The organism is Pseudomonas sp. AMR01 (assembly GCF_041946035.1).
GTDB lineage: Bacteria > Pseudomonadota > Gammaproteobacteria > Pseudomonadales > Pseudomonadaceae > Aquipseudomonas > Aquipseudomonas antarctica_B.
Genome location: NZ_JAUTYR010000007.1, coordinates 1 through 19,400, shown reverse-complemented (window position 1 = coordinate 19,400; position 19,400 = coordinate 1). Strand labels below are relative to the sequence as shown.

The following is a 19,400-nucleotide window of genomic DNA, read 5'->3' as shown; positions in this document are numbered from 1 at the left end:
TAATAATTAAATATTTTTTGAAAACTTGCTTGACGACCCCCTGAAAAACCAGTTTAATGCGCCCCGTTGCCCAGATAGCTCAGTCGGTAGAGCAGGGGATTGAAAATCCCCGTGTCGGCGGTTCGATTCCGTCTCTGGGCACCACTCATTAGTTTCAGGTGGTGCAAGCATCATCTGAAACACACAAAAAACCCGCCTAGTGCGGGTTTTTTGTTGCCTGCGATTTGTTGCTCGTTGAATACCACCGCCTATGCCGCCCAGTGATGGCATCGTGATATGATTCAAAATATGCCAAGGCCGGCGAGTCACACGATGCGGATGCATCCCCTCCTGTAACCGTCAGCCATTGCATATCCATTCGCGAAGGCAAAACGACGGACTTATACCTCCCCGTGCTTCCCCCTTCAAAAAGCTGCAGCCCTTCGCGAACCAACCCTGAAGCCTGTCGACGCCATACACACGGAAGAGTTATGTCCACCATCAACGAATTAAAAGACAAAATCGACACCAAGACCCTCAACATGGTGTTGCTGGCAGCCGCCACGGCGGGCCTGTACCTCTTTCTCTGGGTGTACAGAAGCAACCTGATCCTCAGCGAAACCACAAAAAAACAGGTGGTAGACAACACCTACATCATCTGGCTCGCGGTGTGTCTTGGCCTGGGTGGCGCGCTCTCCGGGACGGATAACGTGTTGCAAAATACCATTGCGATGATTCTGCTCATCGCCTCCAACGTCATGTACATCGTGTGGGCCTTCAAGGCTAAAAGCGCACTGTCTGAATACGCCCTCAGCGAACATAAAATCGATCTGCGGATGAACGCGTTCTACACCTTCTTCCTGAATATTTTCTACATCAACTACTGCGTCAACGACCTGCCGGAAGAACAGAGAAAGCAAAATATTCTGCGCGGTCACACCCAGCAGGCCTAAGACTTCACAGGGCGCAGGTGTGCGCCCGGTATCGCCGCCTCCAAGGAGCACGAGATGAAGTGCACACGCACTCGCCACAAAGTGGCACTGACACTGCTCGCGTCCCTGCTTTGCCTTGGCACTGCTCATGCAGCCAATGAAGAGCTGGCCCAAGAGGTGAAGGAAAGCATGCAGGAGACGTGGGACAAGGACACGTCTCCCGGCGAAAACACCATCAAAGACCTGACCTTGATCAGCAGGGGCAAAAACAAATATCGCGGTTTGGTTGAGGTCGATGGCCCGGACGGTCACGAAACCTTGAGCGTGGATGTCATGGTCGACGAAGACAATTTGATCTGGGAAATCGCCGACTGACGTATACGTCTCCACCCTTCCTTGCTTGGCAATATCCCAGCGTTACGTAGCCCAACGTATCGCTTACTCATTTGGGCATACGGAGAAACAAATGGCTTACACATCGATTATTTTCAAAAACCCAAATACGGGCGCCATGAAAGAAGCCCCTGTTGGCTTTTCGTGGACGACCTTTTTCTTTGGCTGTTTCCCGGCGCTGTTTCGCGGTGATCTGAAATACGGCCTGATCCAGTTCGTTATTGCAATGATCACGATGGGGCTGAGCAATATCGTTTTTGCATTCCTTTACAACACGCTCTACATCAAGGATCTAATTGGCCAAGGCTTCAAGGCCCAATCCATTGCCAGTGGCGATATCAACTTTGCCTCGGCAAAAATCGGCATGCAGATCCCGATGCTCGAAGCGGCTTGATACACAGCTGCACGCACACGCATTAATAAAAAGCCTCCTTATCGGAGGCTTTTTGTTAACTGAAATTTTAAACCGTGAAAGGCAACACCTCTCAAGGCCACCCGCCTACTGAAGCAAAAACACCATCAGCGGATTGTCATTCAGCCGGTCTTCAAAGTCTGGCGCCTGTTGCTCCAACGGCGTGCCTTTAAGCAACTCAACTTCCTTGCGCGCCACGATCACCCAGGATGGCCGAGGCAACGCGGCCAATTGCTCAGGCTCTTTACCACTCAAAAACAGCGGCTGCTCATCGTGATCCAGGTTCATCATGTAGCGCACCGCCCAGGTGTCGCGGCCCAGGTCGACAAACACCAACGGCCCCGGTTGCGCATCGCGCAGTGCTTCCACCTGGCTGACAAACGTGCGGGTATCGAATTGCAAGTCTTTGGCCGGATCAATCACTACCACCAGCAGCAACCACTGCGCGGCCAGGGCGATTACGCTGAGCGATACAAGGCGCAACGCACGGCGCCAGGCGATCAATGCCGCCACTTGCAGGACCACCATCACGCCAATCAGTAGCGGCAGCGACACGTCAGGCCAGTAGCCGTGTTTCTGCCAGGCATGCCGACACACAAACAGCACTACCACGCATAACGCCGGTAGCGCAGCGACAAGCCATTCATAGCAGCGGCGCACGCCCACCAGCCAGTTTTGCGCTTGCAGCAGCCCATAGGCGGCGACAGCGGCAAACATCGGCACCATCGGCAGAATGTAATAAGCGCGCTTGAAGTGTGGCACCGACAGCCCGAGCAAGATCATCAAGCCGCAAGCCGCGAGCCGAACCAGCAACTGCACATCGTCATTCACCCAACGCTCCGACCAGCGATGACGCAGCGCGATCAAGGTCAGCAGCGCCAAGGGCACCACCGGGAAATACCGGTACAGACTCAATTTGAAGTAGAAGTAGAACGGCTCGCCCGACTCGTCGAGCCGCCCGCCCACCTGCATCCTGAACACTTCATCGGCAAACGCGTCGCCACCGCTGAACCGCGCCAGCTTCATCAGCACCCACCAGCAGACGGCGAGCAACACCAACCCGACGATGCCGTGAATCAGCACCTGTTTGACCCGCGCCCCTGGCCGACCCAGCGCCCAGTACACGCACACCACACCACACACCTCGATCAGCCCCAGCGGCCCGCGGATCGCGAACGCCAGCACAAACAGCGGGAACACGGCCAGTTGCCTGGCGCGCGAGCCCAATTGCTCACCGCTGTGCAGCAGGTAAAAACTGCCTACGCACAACAGCGCGACCATCTGATCCAGGCATACCGAACGCGATTTATCGAGCAGCTGAGTGGTGAGCAGCGTCAGCAAAACGGTCAGCAGCGCCCAGGGCCGACCGGACGGCGCCAGCAAGCGATAGATCAGCGCAATGACGCCTGCCGACGCCAGCGCCGTCGGCAGCACGTTCGCCAAGTGGTTCGGCGCACCAAACAATCGCGCAAATACGTAGCTGAAGAAGGTCGCGGTACCGGGATAATCCGCGTACGGCTGACCGTAAGTCGTCGGGAAAAGGCTTGCACCGTGGCGAAACATTTCCTGCATGAACAGCGCCCAGCGGCCGTCAAACCCTTGGGGCACCTGATCCCAGATACCCAGGGTAAACAGCAGCAGAGCGATCAGGAAAATGCCCAGGGACTCCAGGCGAAAACGACTGCGATGGTCCATCAGTATTCCTTCCAGGTAGGGTACGCCGCCGCCATGGTGCCGACTCACCGCCTGAATAATGCCTGAACAAACCCGAAGATTTTCGGGCTTATCGACGGGCGCGCCACACCAGCGCCGGGATCAGCCGGATGTAGACCAGCTCGCCGACCAACTCCACCAGGGTTTGCAATATCACCGCCGTCGCGGCCAGCCCGCGCACATCCTCAGGCAACGCCAATGCCAGGGGCAGTACCACCAACGAATTGCGGGTCGACGCACTGAACGTGACTGCCCGCGCCGTCGCAGCAGGCAACGCGAACAGCCGCGCCGCCAGCACGCCCATCAGCGGCGCCAGTAACAAAAAGCCTGCGTAGACCGGGATCACGGGCAACAACAACCCGATATCTCGCACCACCGAGTTGATCTGCGAGCCGATCACTACAAATAAAACCAGCGCCATTGCCGGTACCGGCAGCCAGGCCCAGGCGTTGCTCCAGGCGCAGGCAACTCTTGAGCGTCGCGCCAGGGACGCAGTCAGCACCGCCAGCACCATCGGCAGCACAATCAACAACAGGAACGCTTCGACAAACGGCCCCACCGCCACCACCCCTTCCGATTGCGCGCCCAACATGACGCTCAAGTACACCGGCAGCAGCACCAGTTGCAGCAGCAACAGAATGGGTGTGGCAGCGAGCATCAGCCGCGAATCGCCTTTGCCGATATGGGTGAACACCACCACATAGTCGATGCAAGGCGTCAGCAATACCAACAACGCTCCCATCAGCAGCGCCGGGCGCTCCACCAGGCCACGGGTCAATGCCCAGACCAGCAACGGCACCAGAATAAAATTGGCCAGCAGCAAGGCGTAAATAAAGCGCCTGTTGCCCAGGCCTTCGCGCAGATCAAGAAAGGGTATTTGCAGGAACATTGCGTACATCAGCACGGCAATGGCAGGCGTGACCAGTACGCCGAGGCCTTGGGCTGACAAGGGTGCGAGCACGCCGAACGTAACCGCCAGGAGGATGGCGACGAAGTAGATCGGGATCTGGTTGTGCTCGAGGGTGTCGCGGGTCATGGAAACGCTCTGTTGGGCCGCAAGGGTGCAAGCCTATGCAGCTACCGGGGCACAGTCGAGCGCTAAACTCGGGCGAGCAGTGTGGCTGATTGCATTGGCATGGCTGCAACAAGGCGCGCTGGTGCACGACATACCGGGGCGCCGCGTGACGGATCGCAGCTAGATTCCCTTGGGATTTCCCCCAACCTGCGCTTCAATACCCCACCCAGATTCATACCCCAAGGACGTTGAGCCCATGGCCTCGCCGAACAAGCAGCAAAAACGTGCCCACCGGGCAAAGGCCAAGGCCAAGCAAAACCGCACTCAACGTGCCGTCGCGACCAAGCCGGATGCATTCGCCGGTGATGACAGCCGCATTGACCTTGAGTCAGTGGATTTGACCGAGTTGTTTGTGGAAATGCGCACCGCCGGCGAGACCAGCCAGCAGGCATTGTGTTCGGCTTTCCTGGCGCACCCGCTGCTGGCGGTGGTGCTGGAGCAGGAAGGTGAGGAAGAAGCCACCGACTTTATCCTGACTGCGCTGATTGAGTATCGGCAGTGGGCCACGGACAGCGATGATGAGGCGGCTGCGCTGGCGTGGATTGAGTCGCCGGAGTTTCAGGCGGATTACGTGGCAGCGTCGCAGGCGCTGGCCAACTCCCAGGACTGATCACAACCAAATGTGGGAGCCGGGCTTGCCCGCGATGGCGGTGTATCAGTCAAAGAATATGTCGACTGATACACCGCCATCGCGGGCAAGCCCGGCTCCCACATTGACTTACGCCATCAATTCAACACCGCAGCGCCTGTCTTCTGCGCCTTGCGACGACTCGACACATAAAGCCCCGCCGCCACCACCAGCACACTCAAAATCCCGGTCGCGATGATCTCGACCCGGTGCGCTTCCTGGAACAGCATGATGGTCAACGTACCGACGATAAACACCATCACCGCGTAGGTCAGGCCCGGAAACAGCCACATCTTGAACACGATCTTCTCGCCAGCAGCCGTGCGCTTCTGGCGCATGCGCAGTTGCGACACCGCGATTACCAGGTACACCAGCAAGGCGATGGCGCCGGAGCTGGCCAGCAGGAATTCGAACACCGCCGCCGGAGCCACGTAGTTGGCGAATACTGCCAGGAACGCTGCGCCTGTGGACAACAGCACAGCCCAGTAAGGCGTGCCGCTTTTGTTGGTGCGCTTGGCCACTGCCGGTGCGTCGCCGCGACGGCCCAGCGAAAACAGCATGCGCGACGCGGTGTACAGCGCCGAGTTCAGGCAACTGGTCACGGCAACCAACACCACCAGGTCGACGATCAGCTTGGCATTCGGGATGCCCATACGCTCCAGCACGGTCTGGTAGGAACCTACCGCTGCGAGGTTAGGATCGTTCCATGGCACCAGGGACACGACGATGAAGATCGACAGCAGGTAGAACAAACCAATCCGCCAGATCACCGAGTTGGTGGCCTTGGTGATTTGCTGGCCAGGGTTCTTCGATTCAGCCGCCGCAATGGTGACGATCTCGGTGCCCATGAACGAGAACATGGTGGTCAGGATCGCCGCCATGACTGCGCCCATGCCATTTGGCATAAAGCCCTGGGTGTCGAACAAGTGCGATACGCCACTGACTTGGCTGGTCGGCAGGAAGCCGAAAATCGCGGCCAGGCCGAGGATCACAAACGCGACGATGGCGACCACTTTGATCAGCGCAAACCAGAACTCGAACTCACCGTAGTTCTTCACGCTGAACAGGTTGGTCGCGGTCAGCAGCAACGTGATGATCAGGGTAAACGCCCAAATCGCCACGCCGGGGAACCAGGCGTGGAGGATGGTCGCAGCGGCGTTGGCTTCCAACGGAATCACCAGCACCCAGAACCACCAGTACAGCCAGCCAATGGTGAAACCGGCCCAGTGGCCAATTGCGCGGTCGGCGTAGGTGGAGAACGAACCGGTGTCCGGCGAGGCCACGGCCATTTCGGCGAGCATGCGCATCACCAACACCACCAGCGTGCCCGCAGCGGCATACGCCAGCAGTACGGCCGGGCCAGCGGCAGCAATCGCGTGGCCGGAGCCGACGAATAAACCGGCACCGATAACGCCGGCAATCGACAGCATGGTGACGTGACGCGGTTTGAGCCCTTGTTCGAGGTCATTGGAGCTTTGCGTACTACTCATTGACACACCTTTACGAGGATTTGCGAAAACGGTCCGCCCGGCCTGCGATCTTTCTCGTGAAAAGAAACCAACGGGGCGTTCTTTATTTTTTACGCAAGATTTGCGCCAAAATGTTACAAAACCACGATTGACGCGGGCTATAGGACAATTCATTAGTCGTTGCAAGTCATTGAGAACAATGGCATTCCGCTATTGCGTTACCGACTGACTCACTTTCAAGACGAATAAACGCACCATAAACACACACAAAAAGTACGTGACGCCCCATTAAAGGGCTGATATGCGCCGTTTGCCCGGTTAACCCTTCCAACACCCGGCCAAAGCTGGCACCATCGCGCCCTTTTTTACGCGAAGCCTGCGGTTTTCCGGGTTCAAACGGCTGTTCGGTTGTTCATGGCGCGACACACTGCTGCGCTGATGCGACACCCTGCCGCGCGCCCCCGTTAACCGTCTGCAGGGCTGTTGGCTGTCATCCAAACGCTATGCTAGGTTGGCGCCTCGCAGGGAAGGCCGCCCAACAGCGCCGAACGCAACGAACACAATGAGGACCGCACATGGCCGAGGCCGCGCCCGCGCTTGAAATTCGCAACTTGCATAAACGCTACGGTGAGCTGGAGGTACTTAAAGGTATCTCGCTGACCGCTCGCGACGGCGACGTGATCTCGATCCTGGGTTCCTCCGGTTCCGGCAAGTCCACCTTTTTGCGCTGCATTAACCTGCTGGAAAACCCGCATCAGGGCCAGATTCTGGTGGCCGGCGAAGAGCTCAAGCTCAAGGCCGCGAAAAACGGCGAGCTGATGGCTGCCGACGGCAAACAGATCAACCGCCTGCGCAGCGAAATCGGTTTTGTGTTTCAAAACTTTAACCTGTGGCCACACATGAGCATCCTCGACAACATCATCGAGGCGCCGCGCCGTGTGCTCGGCCAGAGCAAGGCCGAGGCCATAGAAGTGGCCGAAGCCTTGCTGGCCAAGGTCGGCATCAGCGACAAGCGCCACGCCTACCCGGCGCAATTGTCCGGCGGCCAGCAACAACGGGCGGCCATCGCGCGCACCCTGGCGATGCAGCCCAAGGTCATCCTGTTCGACGAGCCGACCTCGGCCCTTGACCCGGAAATGGTTCAGGAAGTACTAAGTGTGATCCGCGCGCTGGCCGAAGAGGGCCGCACCATGCTGCTGGTCACCCATGAAATGGGCTTCGCCCGTCAGGTCTCCAGCGAAGTGGTGTTCCTGCACCAGGGCGTGGTCGAAGAGCAAGGATCGCCACAGCAGGTATTTGATAACCCGCTTTCGGCGCGCTGCAAACAATTCATGTCGAGCAACCGCTAACGGAGCAACATGCATGCAGACCTATAAAAAATTCCTTCTGGCTGCGGCCGTCTCAATGGCGTTCAGCGCCACGGCCATGGCAGAAACCTTAAAAATGGGGATTGAAGCGGCCTACCCGCCCTTCAACAATAAAGACGCCAGCGGCAACGTGGTCGGCTTCGACAAAGACATCGGCGACGCGCTGTGCGCCAAGATGAAAGTCGACAAGTGCGAAGTGGTTACCTCCGACTGGGACGGCATCATCCCGGCCCTGAACGCCAAGAAGTTCGACTTCCTGGTGTCCTCGCTGTCGATCACCGATGAGCGCAAGCAAGCCGTCGACTTCACCGACCCGTACTACTCCAACAAGCTGCAATTCATCGCGCCCAAAGCCACCGCCGACTTCAAACCCGACGCGGCCTACCTGAAGGGCAAGATCATCGGTGCACAACGCGCGACGCTGGCCGGCACCTACCTGGAAGACAAGCTGCCGGACACCACCGCCAAGCTCTACGACACCCAGGAAAACGCCTACCTTGACCTGACGTCCGGGCGCCTGGACGGCATCCTCGCCGACAAGTACGTGCAGTACGAATGGCTCAAGAGCAAAGACGGTTCGGCCTATGAATTCAAGGGCGACCCGGTTGTAGAAAGCGACAAGATCGGTATCGCCGTGCGCAAGGGCGACCCGCTGCGCGAGCGCCTGAACAAAGCCCTGGCAGAGATCAAGGCAGACGGCACCTACAAGAAGATCAACGACAAGTACTTCCCGTTCAGCATCGAATGATCTGAGCGACTTGCCCGACGCGCTCACCTGAGCGCGTCGGCTTTTAGCAATGCCTGCCGCGATATGAAAACACCATGAATTTCGATCTCTACGGATTCGGCCCGGCGCTTGCCGCTGGCGCGCTGATGACCGTCAAACTAGCGCTCACGGCCCTGTGCCTGGGGCTGGTGCTCGGCCTCGCCGGCGCCCTTGCCAAAACATCCCCATACAAGCCGTTGCAATGGCTTGGCGGCGCTTACTCGACCCTCGTTCGCGGCATTCCCGAGCTGCTGTGGGTGCTGTTGATTTACTTCGGCACGGTCAACTTGATGCGTGCCCTGGGGGAGTTTTTTGGTAACCCCGACCTTTCCTTGAGTGCCTTTGCCGCCGGGGTTATCGCCCTGGGCCTGTGCTTTGGCGCCTACGCCACGGAAGTGTTTCGTGGTGCGATCCTCGCCATTCCCAAGGGCCACCGCGAAGCCGGTGTGGCGTTGGGCCTGTCGAAGTTTCGAATCTTTACCCGGTTGATCATGCCGCAGATGTGGCGCATCGCCCTGCCCGGCCTGGGCAACCTGTTCATGATCCTGATGAAAGACACTGCGCTGGTGTCGGTGATCGGCCTGGAAGAAATCATGCGCCATGCGCAGATCGGCGTAACCGTGACTAAGCAACCGTTCACCTTCTTTATGGTCGCAGCCTTCATGTACCTGGGCCTTACCGTGCTGGCGATGATCAGCATGCATTTCCTGGAAAAACGCGCCGCCCGCGGCTTCGCAAGGAGCACCCAATGAGCGGTGATTACAGCTGGCTCTCGCATTTCGACCTGGGCCTGAACTGGGCGGTGATCATCAAGTGGCTGCCCCGGCTGGCGCAGGGCGCGACCCTGACGCTTGAGCTGGTGGCCATTGCCGTGATCGCCGGTTTGCTGCTGGCCATTCCGCTGGGCATCGCCCGCTCCTCGCGCCGCTGGTACGTGAGTGCCCTGCCCTACGCCTACATTTTCTTCTTCCGTGGCACGCCGCTGTTGGTGCAGCTGTTTCTGGTCTACTACGGCCTGGCGCAGTTCGATACGGTGCGCGCGAGCTTCATGTGGCCGTACCTGCGCGATCCGTTCTGGTGCGCCACCGCGACCATGACCCTGCACACCGCCGCTTATATCGCCGAGATCCTTCGCGGCGCGATCCAGGCCATTCCGCCGGGCGAAATCGAAGCGGCGCGGGCCTTGGGCATGTCCAAACCCAAAACGCTGTTCTACATCATCCTGCCGCGCGCCTCGCGCATCGGCCTGCCGGCGTACAGCAACGAAGTGATCCTGATGCTCAAGGCCAGCGCCCTGGCCAGCACAGTGACCTTGCTGGAACTGACCGGCATGGCGCGCACGATCATCGCGCGCACCTACTTGCCGGTTGAGATCTTCTTCGCCGCAGGGCTGTTCTACCTGTTGATGGCGTACATCCTGGTGCGCGGTTTCAAACTGTTGGAACGCTGGCTGCGCGTTGATGCTTGCCAAGGACGTTGAGGCGCGCTTCCAGGCGCTGGATGCGTTTCTAATTGAGCACCAGGGGCTGTGGAAACCACGGCCCTTTACGCATCTGCACCTCCCCTGGGAAAGCGCGCACCCCGAGCTGGCCCAGTGGTTGCGCAACCGTTCACTGGCTGATGCCGAAACCAGCCATAACAGGCCCCATGAACTGCTGGCGCCTGCGCCTTTTCCACAGCTGGCGGAGCAAGCGCTGCGTTTGAGCGCTGTGGATAGGTTACCTACCCACGAATTGAAGCCTGCGCACCATCGCCTGAATGTCGATGTGCCTGGTCGCAAATGGCAACAGATCGAAGCCTTCAGCGCTGCCCTGCAGTGTGTGCAAACGCCCACGCACTGGCTGGACTGGTGCGCCGGCAAAGGCCATCTTGGCCGCCGCTTGTTGCAACCCGGCCAACAACTGACATGCCTGGAATACGACCCGGCACTGATTGCCTCGGGCCAAGCCTTGAGTGATCACCACGGTTTAGCCGTTACCCATCAGTTGCAAGACGTAATGGCGGACATGTCGATCGACCCCGACCACAAGCCCGTTGCCCTGCATGCCTGCGGCGACCTGCACGTGCGCCTGCTGCAACTCGCCAGCGCTGCCGGCTGCAAGCGACTGGCACTGGCGCCCTGCTGCTACAACCGTATCAATGCCGACAGCTATCAAGCCCTGTCCCAGGCTGGCCGCGCGTCGCACCTGCAGTTGTCGATCGACGACCTGGGCCTGCCGCTGAGCGAAACCGTCACCGCCGGCACTCGCGTGCGCCTGCAACGGGACACTTCCATGGCCCGCCGCTTGGGTTTTGATCGGCTGCAACGACAAGTGCGCGGCTGCGACGACTACCTGCCCACACCGTCCCTGCCGGCGAGCTGGCTGGACAAACCCTTCGCCGACTACTGCCGGCAACTGGCGAGCCTCAAGGGTTTATCCACAGGTGAGCAAGACTGGTCAGCGCTGGAGGCTTACGGCTGGCGCCGCCTGGCCGAAGTGCGCAACCTGGAGTTGGTTCGCGGCATGTTCCGCCGCCCATTGGAAATGTGGCTGGTGCTGGACCGAGCGCTTTTTTTGTCGGAAAAAGGCTACAAGGTCGAGATAGGCAGCTTCTGCGAGCCCACGCTGACACCACGCAACTTGATGCTGTTGGCCGAGCGCGATTAAGGGGCAAAATCCACTGCGCGCGCCCTGTGGATAAGTCTGTTGATGGATTCTTTACAGAAGCTGTAGCCATAGGCGCCAGAGGCCAAAAGCCACGCTGGTCATTTTTTGTTCACAGAATAAAATGCACACAAAACAGGCAGTTGCAGCGTGTTGAGAACGGCTCCACAAAATGGCCTTTTCGTGACAGCAGTAACCAACCGATTGTGCATAAGCGTCTGGCACTAATCGTATAAACCGCGCTTTAAGCCTGCCTTTTTGGCGCCTTCAACAACTGGCAAATTTGATTGAAATCATCACTGACCAGTCGACTCGCGACGTTGTCCAGCGGGTCGGTGGCAAACGCCAACGCCTCGTTAATTTTCATGTCGCGATGAACCTCCAGCGGCGCTTTGCCCAGCCGCTGTTTCAACGCCTCGAGCATGTCCAGGCTGAAGGCACTGCTTTCATCCACTTGGTTGACCACCACATGCACCGCCGGTGGGCGTTCGCACTCAAGGTGCGGGGCGAGCAATACGTCCAAATGGTCCAGCGTGCCAAGGCACGCGGCATCGGCCTGCACAACCACCAGCACTACGTCGGAAACGCTCAGCGCTTGATGAAAGTAGACATTATTACCCGCTGGCGTATCGATGATCACCGTCTGGCGCTCGCTCAAGCCCATCGAGGCGAGGCGCCGTGCCAGCCACTGCGGCTCGTGCTTGAGCCAGCGCTCAAGACTTTGCTGCTGCTCGATATCGACAGTGCCAAAGGGAATCACCTGGCAACCGGCGAAACCTGGCTGCTGCAACGGCGCCCATTGCCCATGCGCCAAGCTGGTGCGGCCAATGCCGGGAGATGACGAATTGACGCCGAAGTGATGGAGCAGAGCGTTTTGCGGGTCCAGATCCAACGCCACTACCGATTCGCCGTGGCGCTGCAACCCGCTGCTCAAAGCCGTTACCAATGTGCTGCGACCCACACCGCCATTAATGGACACCAACGCCACCACTTTCGGGCGCAGCGCAGCAGGCTCAATCTGTCGGGAATGGGAATTTTCGTTGGCAGGCACGCTGCCGAAGAAGTGCATGCGCGCATTAATGCCTTGGGCATCATGGGTAACGTTTTTGCCGAACAGTGCCAGCAGTTCTTCACTAAGGCTCATAACCCATTCCTCACGACGCAACTTAAAGACGTGAAGTTCGACAAGCAGGCACTTGTCGCAGGTCTTTTTTATAGGCGTCCCTGTCGACGCATTCTGTGACAGCAATGAGGGAGTGTCATTATTTTGATGTTTTAGCGGACCGTTTTTTAGACAAGCGGTAAATGGTCAAATTAATGGCCGGTAAATGCTCAGTTAAGGCGCGCCTTCAAGGCACGGCAAAGCGCATTAACATCCTGGCAGCCCACACTGTTGAGCGCGGGGTCGAGCGGATCCAGCCCATAGGCCGGCGCCTCACAAAACGCCGGGTCACGGCGCACCTCACCCAATACGGCATCGCCAAGGCGCAGCTTGAATACCTCGGCCATGTCCTGGCTAAAAGCGTGAGAGGCATCGACTTGATTGATCGCATAGAAGCGCTGTGGAGCCGACTCACCTTCAAGGTAAGGCGCAAGCACCGCGTCCATATTGGCCAAGCGGCGGAACGACGCGGCGTCGGGCTTGACCACCACCAACACCACGTCGGCCACCGACATAGCCTGGTTCAGGTACACCGTACTCCCCGCCGGCAAATCGATGACCACCGTGTCCTGGCCATTCAGCCCCAGCCCGGCCAAGCGCTTGCCGAGAAACTCGAGATCCTGGCCCAACCAGCGAGTCAGGCTTTGTTGCTGCACCAGGTCCGTTTCACCAAAAGCCACCAAGCGGCACCCGGCAAAACCGCGCTCGGGCAACGCCTCCCAGGTTTGATTAAGCAAACTGGTCGCGCCGATGCCCGCGAGATCGCCGCCCAGGCACAGGTGATGACGCAACGCGTTTTGCGGGTCCAGATCCAACGCCAGCGCCGGATGCCCCTGACGCTGCAACCCACTGGCAAGCGCCGCCACCAACGTGCTGCGCCCCACACCGCCCGTCGCAGAAACCACCACAACGACCTTCGGCGCCAGCGGGTCCGAATACACCTCGCCACGCGGGCCTTCCACCAACTCGGCCGGGCGCAGAGCGCCCGCTGCGCCTTGACTCAACTGATCCAGCAAACGCCGCAAAGGCGCCGACGCCGATTCGAGCGCCACGGCCGGCTCGATAAACGAATTCGCACCCAGTGCGGTGTAAAGTTTTGAAATGTGATCTGCACGCCCCACTGACTGCTCCTCCCGTTCTATCCACAGGTAACTAAGGCGCGCATTGTGTGATATCAGAGTGATGGTGTCAGTATTTTGATGTTTGTAAGGAAATGCTTTCAGATGAGCGGCTTGACGTCATTTTTATGGCTCAATGCTAAGGTTTATATATTTGCTTTTAAATCAATTTGATACTGTATTTTTGTGCGATTTTTGATCGAATTCTTCTTATTTTAGCCAGCTCACCTTTGCCCTCGTATCGACGCGTATTTATGTCCTCATGCCCTACAAAATCACTCCCAGGCGTTTAATGGCCTTACCCACCATTGACCTCGAAGACTACACTCATCGAACCTCAACACTGCAAAACCCCATCGCCGCCAGCTTCACCGCCGACCTTACCTACATCGACTCCAAAGGCCAGCAGCACGTGCTGGAATACATGAAATTCACAGACGCCTGTGAAGACCGAAATTGACCCGTCGAGAGGCCCTGTGAAGCACCTTTGAGGCAGGGAAAAAGCAGCGTTCGCAAAGAAACCTCTGCTTCTGCAAAAATAGTAGGAATTCAGGGGTTTACAGATGCTTGGCAATCGCTATAATCGTCGCCCTAACACGCCGGTATAGCTCAGTTGGTAGAGCAACTGACTTGTAATCAGTAGGTCCCGGGTTCGACTCCTGGTGCCGGCACCATACAAGGTTCCAGAGAAGGCTTTCAAAATCTCTGACCCCCCCAAAAAACCCGCCTTCTGGCGGGTTTTTTCGTTTTAGCGTTCCATCGGTTTCCGTCAGAAACTGGTGGATTCCAACCGTTTTAAGGGTAGCGTTTGGGATACAGGTCACTTCGATAAAAGGGAGTACCCTTATGTCGCGCACCACAGCTCCGCTCTCCGACGCAGCTTGCCGCTTGGCAAAACCTACAGACCGCGCCTACAAGCTTTTCGACGGCGACGGCCTCTACCTCCTAGTCCAACCCAATGGCCGCAGAGGCTGGCGGCTCCGTTACGTCAAACCTGACGGACGCGAAGGACTGACCTCGTTCGGCAACTACCCCGCCATTGGCCTCGCCGATGCGCGCCGCAAGCGCTTGGAGGTCCAGCGAATGCTGGCGGATGGCGTTGATCCTATAGAGACGAAACACCAAGCTAAGGCGGAAGCCGTAATCAAAGGCAGAACCTTTGAAAGCGTTGCGCTCGACTGGCATACGGAAATGTCGGCCAAGTGGGCACCAGGCCATTCCAAGACAGTGATGAGCCGCCTCAAAACCCACGTATTCCCGCTGATCGGCGCACGCGCCATTGTTGATCTCGACACCCATGACCTTATGCAGCCCTTGGAAGCGATCAAGAAGCGCGGAACAATAGACGTTGCTTTAAGGGTACAAAACTACCTGCAGAGCATCATGCGTGAGGCAAAGCGCCTCCGGCTTATCACCATAAACCCTGCTTACGACCTCGAAGGCTCGATCAAGGCCCCGCGGGTGGTGCATCGCCCCGCTCTACCCTTATCGCGACTGCCGGAACTGCAGGAGCGGATCGACACCTATAAAGGCCGGGCACTTACACGTCTGACGGTGATGCTGTCGCTGCATGTATTTGTACGATCCAGCGAGCTGCGTTTCGCACGCTGGAGCGAGTTCGACCTCAAGCGCGGCACCTGGGAGATACCGGACACTCGCCCCGCGCTAGAAGGAGTACCCTTTTCCACAAAGGGTACGAAGATGGCAGGGGATATCCATTTAGTACCCTTATCGCCGCAAGCAGTGGCGCTACTCGAAAAAATCCATGCACTCACAGGCAAATTCGCATTGGTCTTCGCAGGGGATGCCAAACCCTGGAAGCCCATGTCCGAAAATACCGTGAACAATGCGCTTCGGACGATGGGATACGACACCAAAACCGATATCTGCGGACATGGGTTTCGTTCGATGGCCTGTAGCGCACTGATCGAGTCAGGATTGTGGTCGGAGACAGCCATTGAACGGCAGATGAGCCACAAGGAGCGTAACAACGTCCGCGCCGCTTATATTCACAAGGCAGAGTTCATCGAAGAGCGCAGGCTGATCATGAACTGGTGGAGTCGGTATCTGGAGGCCAACCGGCAGGAGCATGTCACTCCACACGAATTCGCCAATCAGACAGGAGCGAACGTCACTCGACTAAAAGCAAAACGTGGCGCAACTGAGTAAGCGCTCGGTCTTCATATCTCAGCGATCCGCTTGTCCATGCGGGTCCATCCAAACAGGGCTGCAAAGCCGCCCTGTTTGGATGGACCTCACTTAAAAAATCTAAAGCCCACGCAACTGTCTGTGGAAAACCACTGGTTTCCACCGGTGGGTAATTTCATCCACAGCCGCAGAACTCCCGAAAATTCGAGCCTTGACCCGAATTATCCACAGGCGTAGAAAAGATCGGGCAAAGCGCTGTCGTTGACAGCAACCCAGGTAGCCAGAACCTTTGAGGCTACGCCACACGGTGGTGGTTCTCCAAAAGTGCGATTAGCGTCCGGTGGCTCGCACGGTCACAGCAATGTGATGGATGCCTACTTTTACCAATGTGCCCACTGCGGCAACCTCCCCCTTTCATAGCTGCCCTGCAGCAACCTATCCGCTTGGCCATTTCACTGCGCCGACCTGCGCCCGTCTCTTTCTTCCGGAAAGAGACGGACGCTCCTACCGCTGCTGCAGCCCAACTCGTACAAGGCTTTGCGGCATTCCCCCTCGTGACAATCGGCGTGACAAACACCGAAATCACCAGCAACAGCGATGCAGATGATGGTGCCGCAGCCCACGGAATGGACTGCACCTGACTGACAGTCAGGCATGCCCCGGTCATCGCATCACTGCTTCACCCGAATCAGGATCTCGCGGCATTGGTCTCGTCAGCCAGCGCAGCCTCCACCCGCCCACTTCTTCGGAAGTGTTCAGGAGGCCAAATCATGAGATGCCCAAGCTCCCGGTCGTAAAGAGCCGCCAGTCCCGCGTTAGTGGACAACCCTCACAGGTCGCAGGGGCCTTGATCCCTGATAACACTCAACATTCTTGGCGGGATGACGTGGGGCGAGGACTGGAGAGCAGAAGATGAGGAGAGCGAGATGGCATTGGTGGGTAGGCGCGATGGTCGTAATTTCGGCTACGGCAGGCAATTGAGTTACGCAGGGCCGCAAGCGCTGAAAGACATGTTCGGCGGCGGTCACTACGGCACGGTCAAGGCGCACTGTGACCGGTGGTTGGCATTCGTGAAGTGGTGCCGCTCCGAACAGGGGCCCGGTATCAATGATGCGCGGCAGATCGATCGGAAGGTGTTGGGCGACTATGCGGCGTATCTGCGCGACGTGGTTGGGCGCGGTGAACTCGCCGTCAGCACCGCACAAAATCGGCTATCCACCGTTAACAGGACCATGGCGGCGCTTCGCGGTGATCAGTACGTGAAGTTGCCAAGTCCGAGCAAGGCATTGGGTATGCAGCGCACCGGAGTTCGACACTCGGTGCCACAGGGCCAAGACCGCGAACAGGTTAAGCAGATCGTCAATGCACTTTGCCGCCATCATCAGCTTCGGGCCGCCGCAATCGCTCTGTTGGCGCGAGCCACCGGCATGCGCTTGCGTGAGGCCATCTTGGCTGACCTGCCACGGCTAAGCCGTGAGGCTGACGACCTAGGCAGGATTAACATTCAGGAGGGCACCAAAGGTGGCCGCGCCGGCGCCTCGGCGCCACGTTGGATTGCGGTGGACGACTATGTTCTAGGTGCACTTGGGTTTGCACCGCAGGCGTCGCCTGCGGGTAGCCGCAACCTGATAGCACCAAGCGAAAGCTACCGGAGCGTTCTCCGGGAAATCGTACGTCCGGCGCGGGATACCCTCAATGCACACAACCTCAAAGGCTTTCATGAGCTACGAGCGGCGTTCGCGTGTGAACGCTATGAGCTGATCACAACGCACCGCGCTCCTATTAACGATGGTCAATGCTGCCAGTTAGATCAGCATCTTGATCATGAGGCCCGACGGCAAATCAGCTATGAACTGGGGCACGGTCGGATTGACGTGGTCGCTGCCTACATTGGGGGGCTGGCATGAGCAAGCCATTCGATATGGAGCTGTTCTTGGCTGGAGTGCTGACGGGATCGCACGCGACCCGGCAACGCCATTTGCACCAGGCGAAAATCATCCAGGCTCAAATCGCCGAGCGCTGGCAAAGAGAAACGCCATGGACTTGGCAGAGAAAGCATGTAGCTTGGTTTCTCAAACATCGAATCAGCCAGCACAGTGAGGCAACGCGGTATTACTACGGACTGACGATCCGGCTGCTCACTCGACGTCTAAAGAAGTCATGGGTTTTCAATCTATAAAAAGGAATTGCTCGAATATTTAGTAATTCATAGTTATGAGTCATTCTTCGCTAAGTCATTAGGCTAGGGATGCCAGGTAGACGAAAACACACGCGGCCGGTTTTTAAGATTTTGATTTTATACCATGTTCGACATGGTCAGGCTGGAAACGAGGATCCTATCCGGCGAACCAGCAGTCAATTTTGGGGGGGAGAAGGCCGCACCGGAGGTGGAGGCGGTTCTTTCCTCGGCTGGTTATCTTTTACATAGCGCATTGGTGGTGGAGGTGGCGGAGGTGGTTTTTGGGTCATTATTATTTTGCTCCTGCTGATGTATGTAGAACGGGAGGAATGATAGCACTGAGACGAACAACGCCGTTGTCACATAGTTTGCAAGCGATCGGAGATAACTCCCACGTTTGTCATTGTTTTCAGCATTCACCGTGGCGCCTTCGATGAAGTAGTTAAGCACCACGGCCTTGAAGTGCGCATCGGACTCTTCTGGAGTGTCCCAATATCTCTCGTAATTATCCCGTAAGTTACGCCGATGGGTCTCAAGGTCCATCAGTGTGGGGAGGCCTCTGTCGGAATCCCTCAAGGACCATGCAGCACGGAAATACAGTGCGCCGATCAGAAGCATCAGGCATGTGCTGAGATAGAAAATCCAGAAAAATACGCTCGCGGAACCGTCCTCGGTGGTCGGTGCCTTATTGAGCATATACGAGAGAAACGTCACTATCGCAACTAACATCGCAAGCGGCATACTCAACCTAGCGTAGAGCTTTTCCTTGCGATCGAGCTCCTGATAAAAAACCTTCTCGTAGAAAATAAATCTCTCGTTGTCGTCCATCACTCGAGGTACTACTCTTAGTGGCTTTTGAAGAATCATCAATACTACAAGGCCAGCCACCACGAAACAGGACCACTGCATTTTTTACATGGAGTGACGTGGGGAGTACTGACTGGGTTCTGTCAAAGGAGGCCAATTTGTAAGATCAGGAACCGCCGCCCTCCTAAACTTTGTAGCGGCAGCTTCCTGCGTTTAAACGTTTCTTCTTAAGGTGTCTACAGCATCGCCAGCTGCGGATGGTTTGAAAAATCTTCCTTAGCTGTACTTAGCAAGCTGCCGAAGCTGATACTCCTGCCCCCGCCGCCCTGCTTAAGGGTACGAAGCGCTGCATGCCACGCAGCCTGACCTGAAGGATGGAATTGGAGACGGGACAGGTCACCGCCAGCGCGGCTCCACACTTCTTGATCCCGCGGTCCAAATGGATAAAGCTCGATCAAGATCTTCTCTAGTACCGACCACGCAGGCTCCCCTTGCACCGTTTGCGTTGCCTCAGAATTGTAAGGTGACTTTGTAGTGGTCAACTAATCCCGGACACGACGTTAAGTTTTTTCTCGGCCTGAGCCGGGGCCAGTCCATTGTTGAACTG

General features: G+C 57.5%; 20 protein-coding genes and 2 tRNA genes. 15 read left to right on the top strand and 7 right to left on the bottom strand.

Annotated features, from left to right (window positions below; genetic code table 11):
* Window positions 1-68: 68 nt before the first annotated feature.
* The 4 genes from Q7C20_RS09035 (at window position 69) to Q7C20_RS09020 (ending at window position 1,698) form a co-directional block, all read left to right on the top strand.
* A tRNA-Phe gene (locus Q7C20_RS09035) sits at window positions 69-144 on the top strand.
* A 326-nt stretch (window positions 145-470) separates the two neighbouring features.
* Window positions 471-932: a hypothetical protein gene (locus Q7C20_RS09030; RefSeq protein ID WP_375066826.1), complete on the top strand. Its 462-nt coding sequence runs from the start codon at window positions 471-473 to the stop codon at window positions 930-932.
* A gap of 54 nt (window positions 933-986) precedes the next feature.
* Window positions 987-1,286 carry a hypothetical protein gene (locus Q7C20_RS09025; RefSeq protein WP_348054868.1) on the top strand — a complete coding sequence of 100 codons (300 nt, stop codon included), beginning with the start codon at window positions 987-989 and terminating at the stop codon, window positions 1,284-1,286.
* Between the two features lie 91 nt (window positions 1,287-1,377).
* The gene (locus tag Q7C20_RS09020; protein ID WP_375066825.1) at window positions 1,378-1,698 is read left to right on the top strand and encodes a hypothetical protein; all 321 of its coding nucleotides are present in this window, start codon (window positions 1,378-1,380) and stop codon (window positions 1,696-1,698) included.
* 105 nt (window positions 1,699-1,803) lie between these two features.
* Here Q7C20_RS09020 and Q7C20_RS09015 read toward each other — a convergent pair whose 3' ends face one another.
* Window positions 1,804-3,411, bottom strand: coding sequence for an ArnT family glycosyltransferase (locus tag Q7C20_RS09015; protein WP_375066824.1), 1,608 nt, complete (start codon window positions 3,409-3,411; stop codon window positions 1,804-1,806).
* Window positions 3,412-3,499: 88 nt separating this feature from the next.
* Entirely contained in the window at window positions 3,500-4,465 is a 966-nt protein-coding gene (locus tag Q7C20_RS09010) for an arsenic resistance protein (protein ID WP_375066823.1), read from the bottom strand.
* A 235-nt stretch (window positions 4,466-4,700) separates the two neighbouring features.
* On the opposite strand from Q7C20_RS09010, the gene Q7C20_RS09005 reads away from it, so the two are divergent.
* The gene (locus Q7C20_RS09005) at window positions 4,701-5,114 is read left to right on the top strand and encodes a hypothetical protein (protein WP_375066822.1); all 414 of its coding nucleotides are present in this window, start codon (window positions 4,701-4,703) and stop codon (window positions 5,112-5,114) included.
* A 116-nt stretch (window positions 5,115-5,230) separates the two neighbouring features.
* Here Q7C20_RS09005 and gabP read toward each other — a convergent pair whose 3' ends face one another.
* Window positions 5,231-6,622, bottom strand: coding sequence for a GABA permease (gene gabP, locus Q7C20_RS09000; protein ID WP_375066821.1), 1,392 nt, complete (start codon window positions 6,620-6,622; stop codon window positions 5,231-5,233).
* 554 nt (window positions 6,623-7,176) lie between these two features.
* On the opposite strand from gabP, the gene Q7C20_RS08995 reads away from it, so the two are divergent.
* The 5 genes from Q7C20_RS08995 (at window position 7,177) to Q7C20_RS08975 (ending at window position 11,382) form a co-directional block, all read left to right on the top strand.
* Window positions 7,177-7,950: an ABC transporter ATP-binding protein gene (locus Q7C20_RS08995; protein ID WP_375066820.1), complete on the top strand. Its 774-nt coding sequence runs from the start codon at window positions 7,177-7,179 to the stop codon at window positions 7,948-7,950.
* A gap of 13 nt (window positions 7,951-7,963) precedes the next feature.
* Window positions 7,964-8,716, top strand: coding sequence for an ABC transporter substrate-binding protein (locus Q7C20_RS08990; protein WP_375066819.1), 753 nt, complete (start codon window positions 7,964-7,966; stop codon window positions 8,714-8,716).
* A gap of 74 nt (window positions 8,717-8,790) precedes the next feature.
* The gene (locus Q7C20_RS08985; RefSeq protein ID WP_375066818.1) at window positions 8,791-9,486 is read left to right on the top strand and encodes an ABC transporter permease; all 696 of its coding nucleotides are present in this window, start codon (window positions 8,791-8,793) and stop codon (window positions 9,484-9,486) included.
* Window positions 9,487-9,524: 38 nt separating this feature from the next.
* Window positions 9,525-10,214 carry an ABC transporter permease gene (locus Q7C20_RS08980; RefSeq protein WP_375066976.1) on the top strand — a complete coding sequence of 230 codons (690 nt, stop codon included), beginning with the start codon at window positions 9,525-9,527 and terminating at the stop codon, window positions 10,212-10,214.
* A complete protein-coding gene (locus tag Q7C20_RS08975) occupies window positions 10,195-11,382 on the top strand; it encodes a methyltransferase (RefSeq protein WP_375066817.1) in 1,188 nt (395 codons plus the stop codon). Before Q7C20_RS08980 ends, Q7C20_RS08975 begins: the two co-directional genes overlap by 20 nt.
* 241 nt (window positions 11,383-11,623) lie before the next feature.
* Here Q7C20_RS08975 and bcsQ (Q7C20_RS08970) read toward each other — a convergent pair whose 3' ends face one another.
* Both bcsQ (Q7C20_RS08970) and bcsQ (Q7C20_RS08965) read right to left on the bottom strand, forming a co-directional pair.
* Window positions 11,624-12,523 carry a cellulose biosynthesis protein BcsQ gene (bcsQ, locus tag Q7C20_RS08970; protein ID WP_375066816.1) on the bottom strand — a complete coding sequence of 300 codons (900 nt, stop codon included), beginning with the start codon at window positions 12,521-12,523 and terminating at the stop codon, window positions 11,624-11,626.
* Between the two features lie 188 nt (window positions 12,524-12,711).
* Window positions 12,712-13,662, bottom strand: a complete 951-nt coding sequence (gene bcsQ, locus Q7C20_RS08965; protein ID WP_375066815.1) for a cellulose biosynthesis protein BcsQ — start codon at window positions 13,660-13,662, stop codon at window positions 12,712-12,714.
* Window positions 13,663-13,951: 289 nt separating this feature from the next.
* On the opposite strand from bcsQ (Q7C20_RS08965), the gene Q7C20_RS08960 reads away from it, so the two are divergent.
* The 5 genes from Q7C20_RS08960 to Q7C20_RS08940 all read left to right on the top strand — a co-directional run bounded on the left by Q7C20_RS08960 (window position 13,952) and on the right by Q7C20_RS08940 (window position 17,986).
* Window positions 13,952-14,119: a hypothetical protein gene (locus tag Q7C20_RS08960; protein ID WP_348054878.1), complete on the top strand. Its 168-nt coding sequence runs from the start codon at window positions 13,952-13,954 to the stop codon at window positions 14,117-14,119.
* A gap of 138 nt (window positions 14,120-14,257) precedes the next feature.
* Window positions 14,258-14,333 (top strand) — tRNA-Thr (locus Q7C20_RS08955).
* Window positions 14,334-14,505: 172 nt separating this feature from the next.
* Entirely contained in the window at window positions 14,506-15,828 is a 1,323-nt protein-coding gene (locus Q7C20_RS08950) for a tyrosine-type recombinase/integrase (RefSeq protein WP_375066814.1), read from the top strand.
* Window positions 15,829-16,733: 905 nt separating this feature from the next.
* On the top strand, window positions 16,734-17,714 hold the full coding sequence (locus tag Q7C20_RS08945; RefSeq protein ID WP_375066813.1) for an integrase: 981 nt from the start codon (window positions 16,734-16,736) through the stop codon (window positions 17,712-17,714).
* A complete protein-coding gene (locus Q7C20_RS08940; RefSeq protein WP_375066812.1) occupies window positions 17,711-17,986 on the top strand; it encodes a hypothetical protein in 276 nt (91 codons plus the stop codon). The genes Q7C20_RS08945 and Q7C20_RS08940 overlap by 4 nt, the downstream gene beginning before the upstream one ends.
* 234 nt (window positions 17,987-18,220) lie before the next feature.
* Here the strand turns inward: Q7C20_RS08940 and Q7C20_RS08935 are convergent, their stop codons facing one another.
* Together Q7C20_RS08935 and Q7C20_RS08930 are read right to left on the bottom strand one after the other, a co-directional pair.
* Window positions 18,221-18,814 (bottom strand): hypothetical protein, encoded by a 594-nt coding sequence (locus Q7C20_RS08935; protein WP_375066811.1) that lies wholly within the window; start codon window positions 18,812-18,814, stop codon window positions 18,221-18,223.
* Window positions 18,815-19,029: 215 nt separating this feature from the next.
* On the bottom strand, window positions 19,030-19,290 hold the full coding sequence (locus Q7C20_RS08930; protein WP_375066975.1) for an effector-associated domain EAD1-containing protein: 261 nt from the start codon (window positions 19,288-19,290) through the stop codon (window positions 19,030-19,032).
* Between the last annotated feature and the right edge of the window lie 110 nt (window positions 19,291-19,400).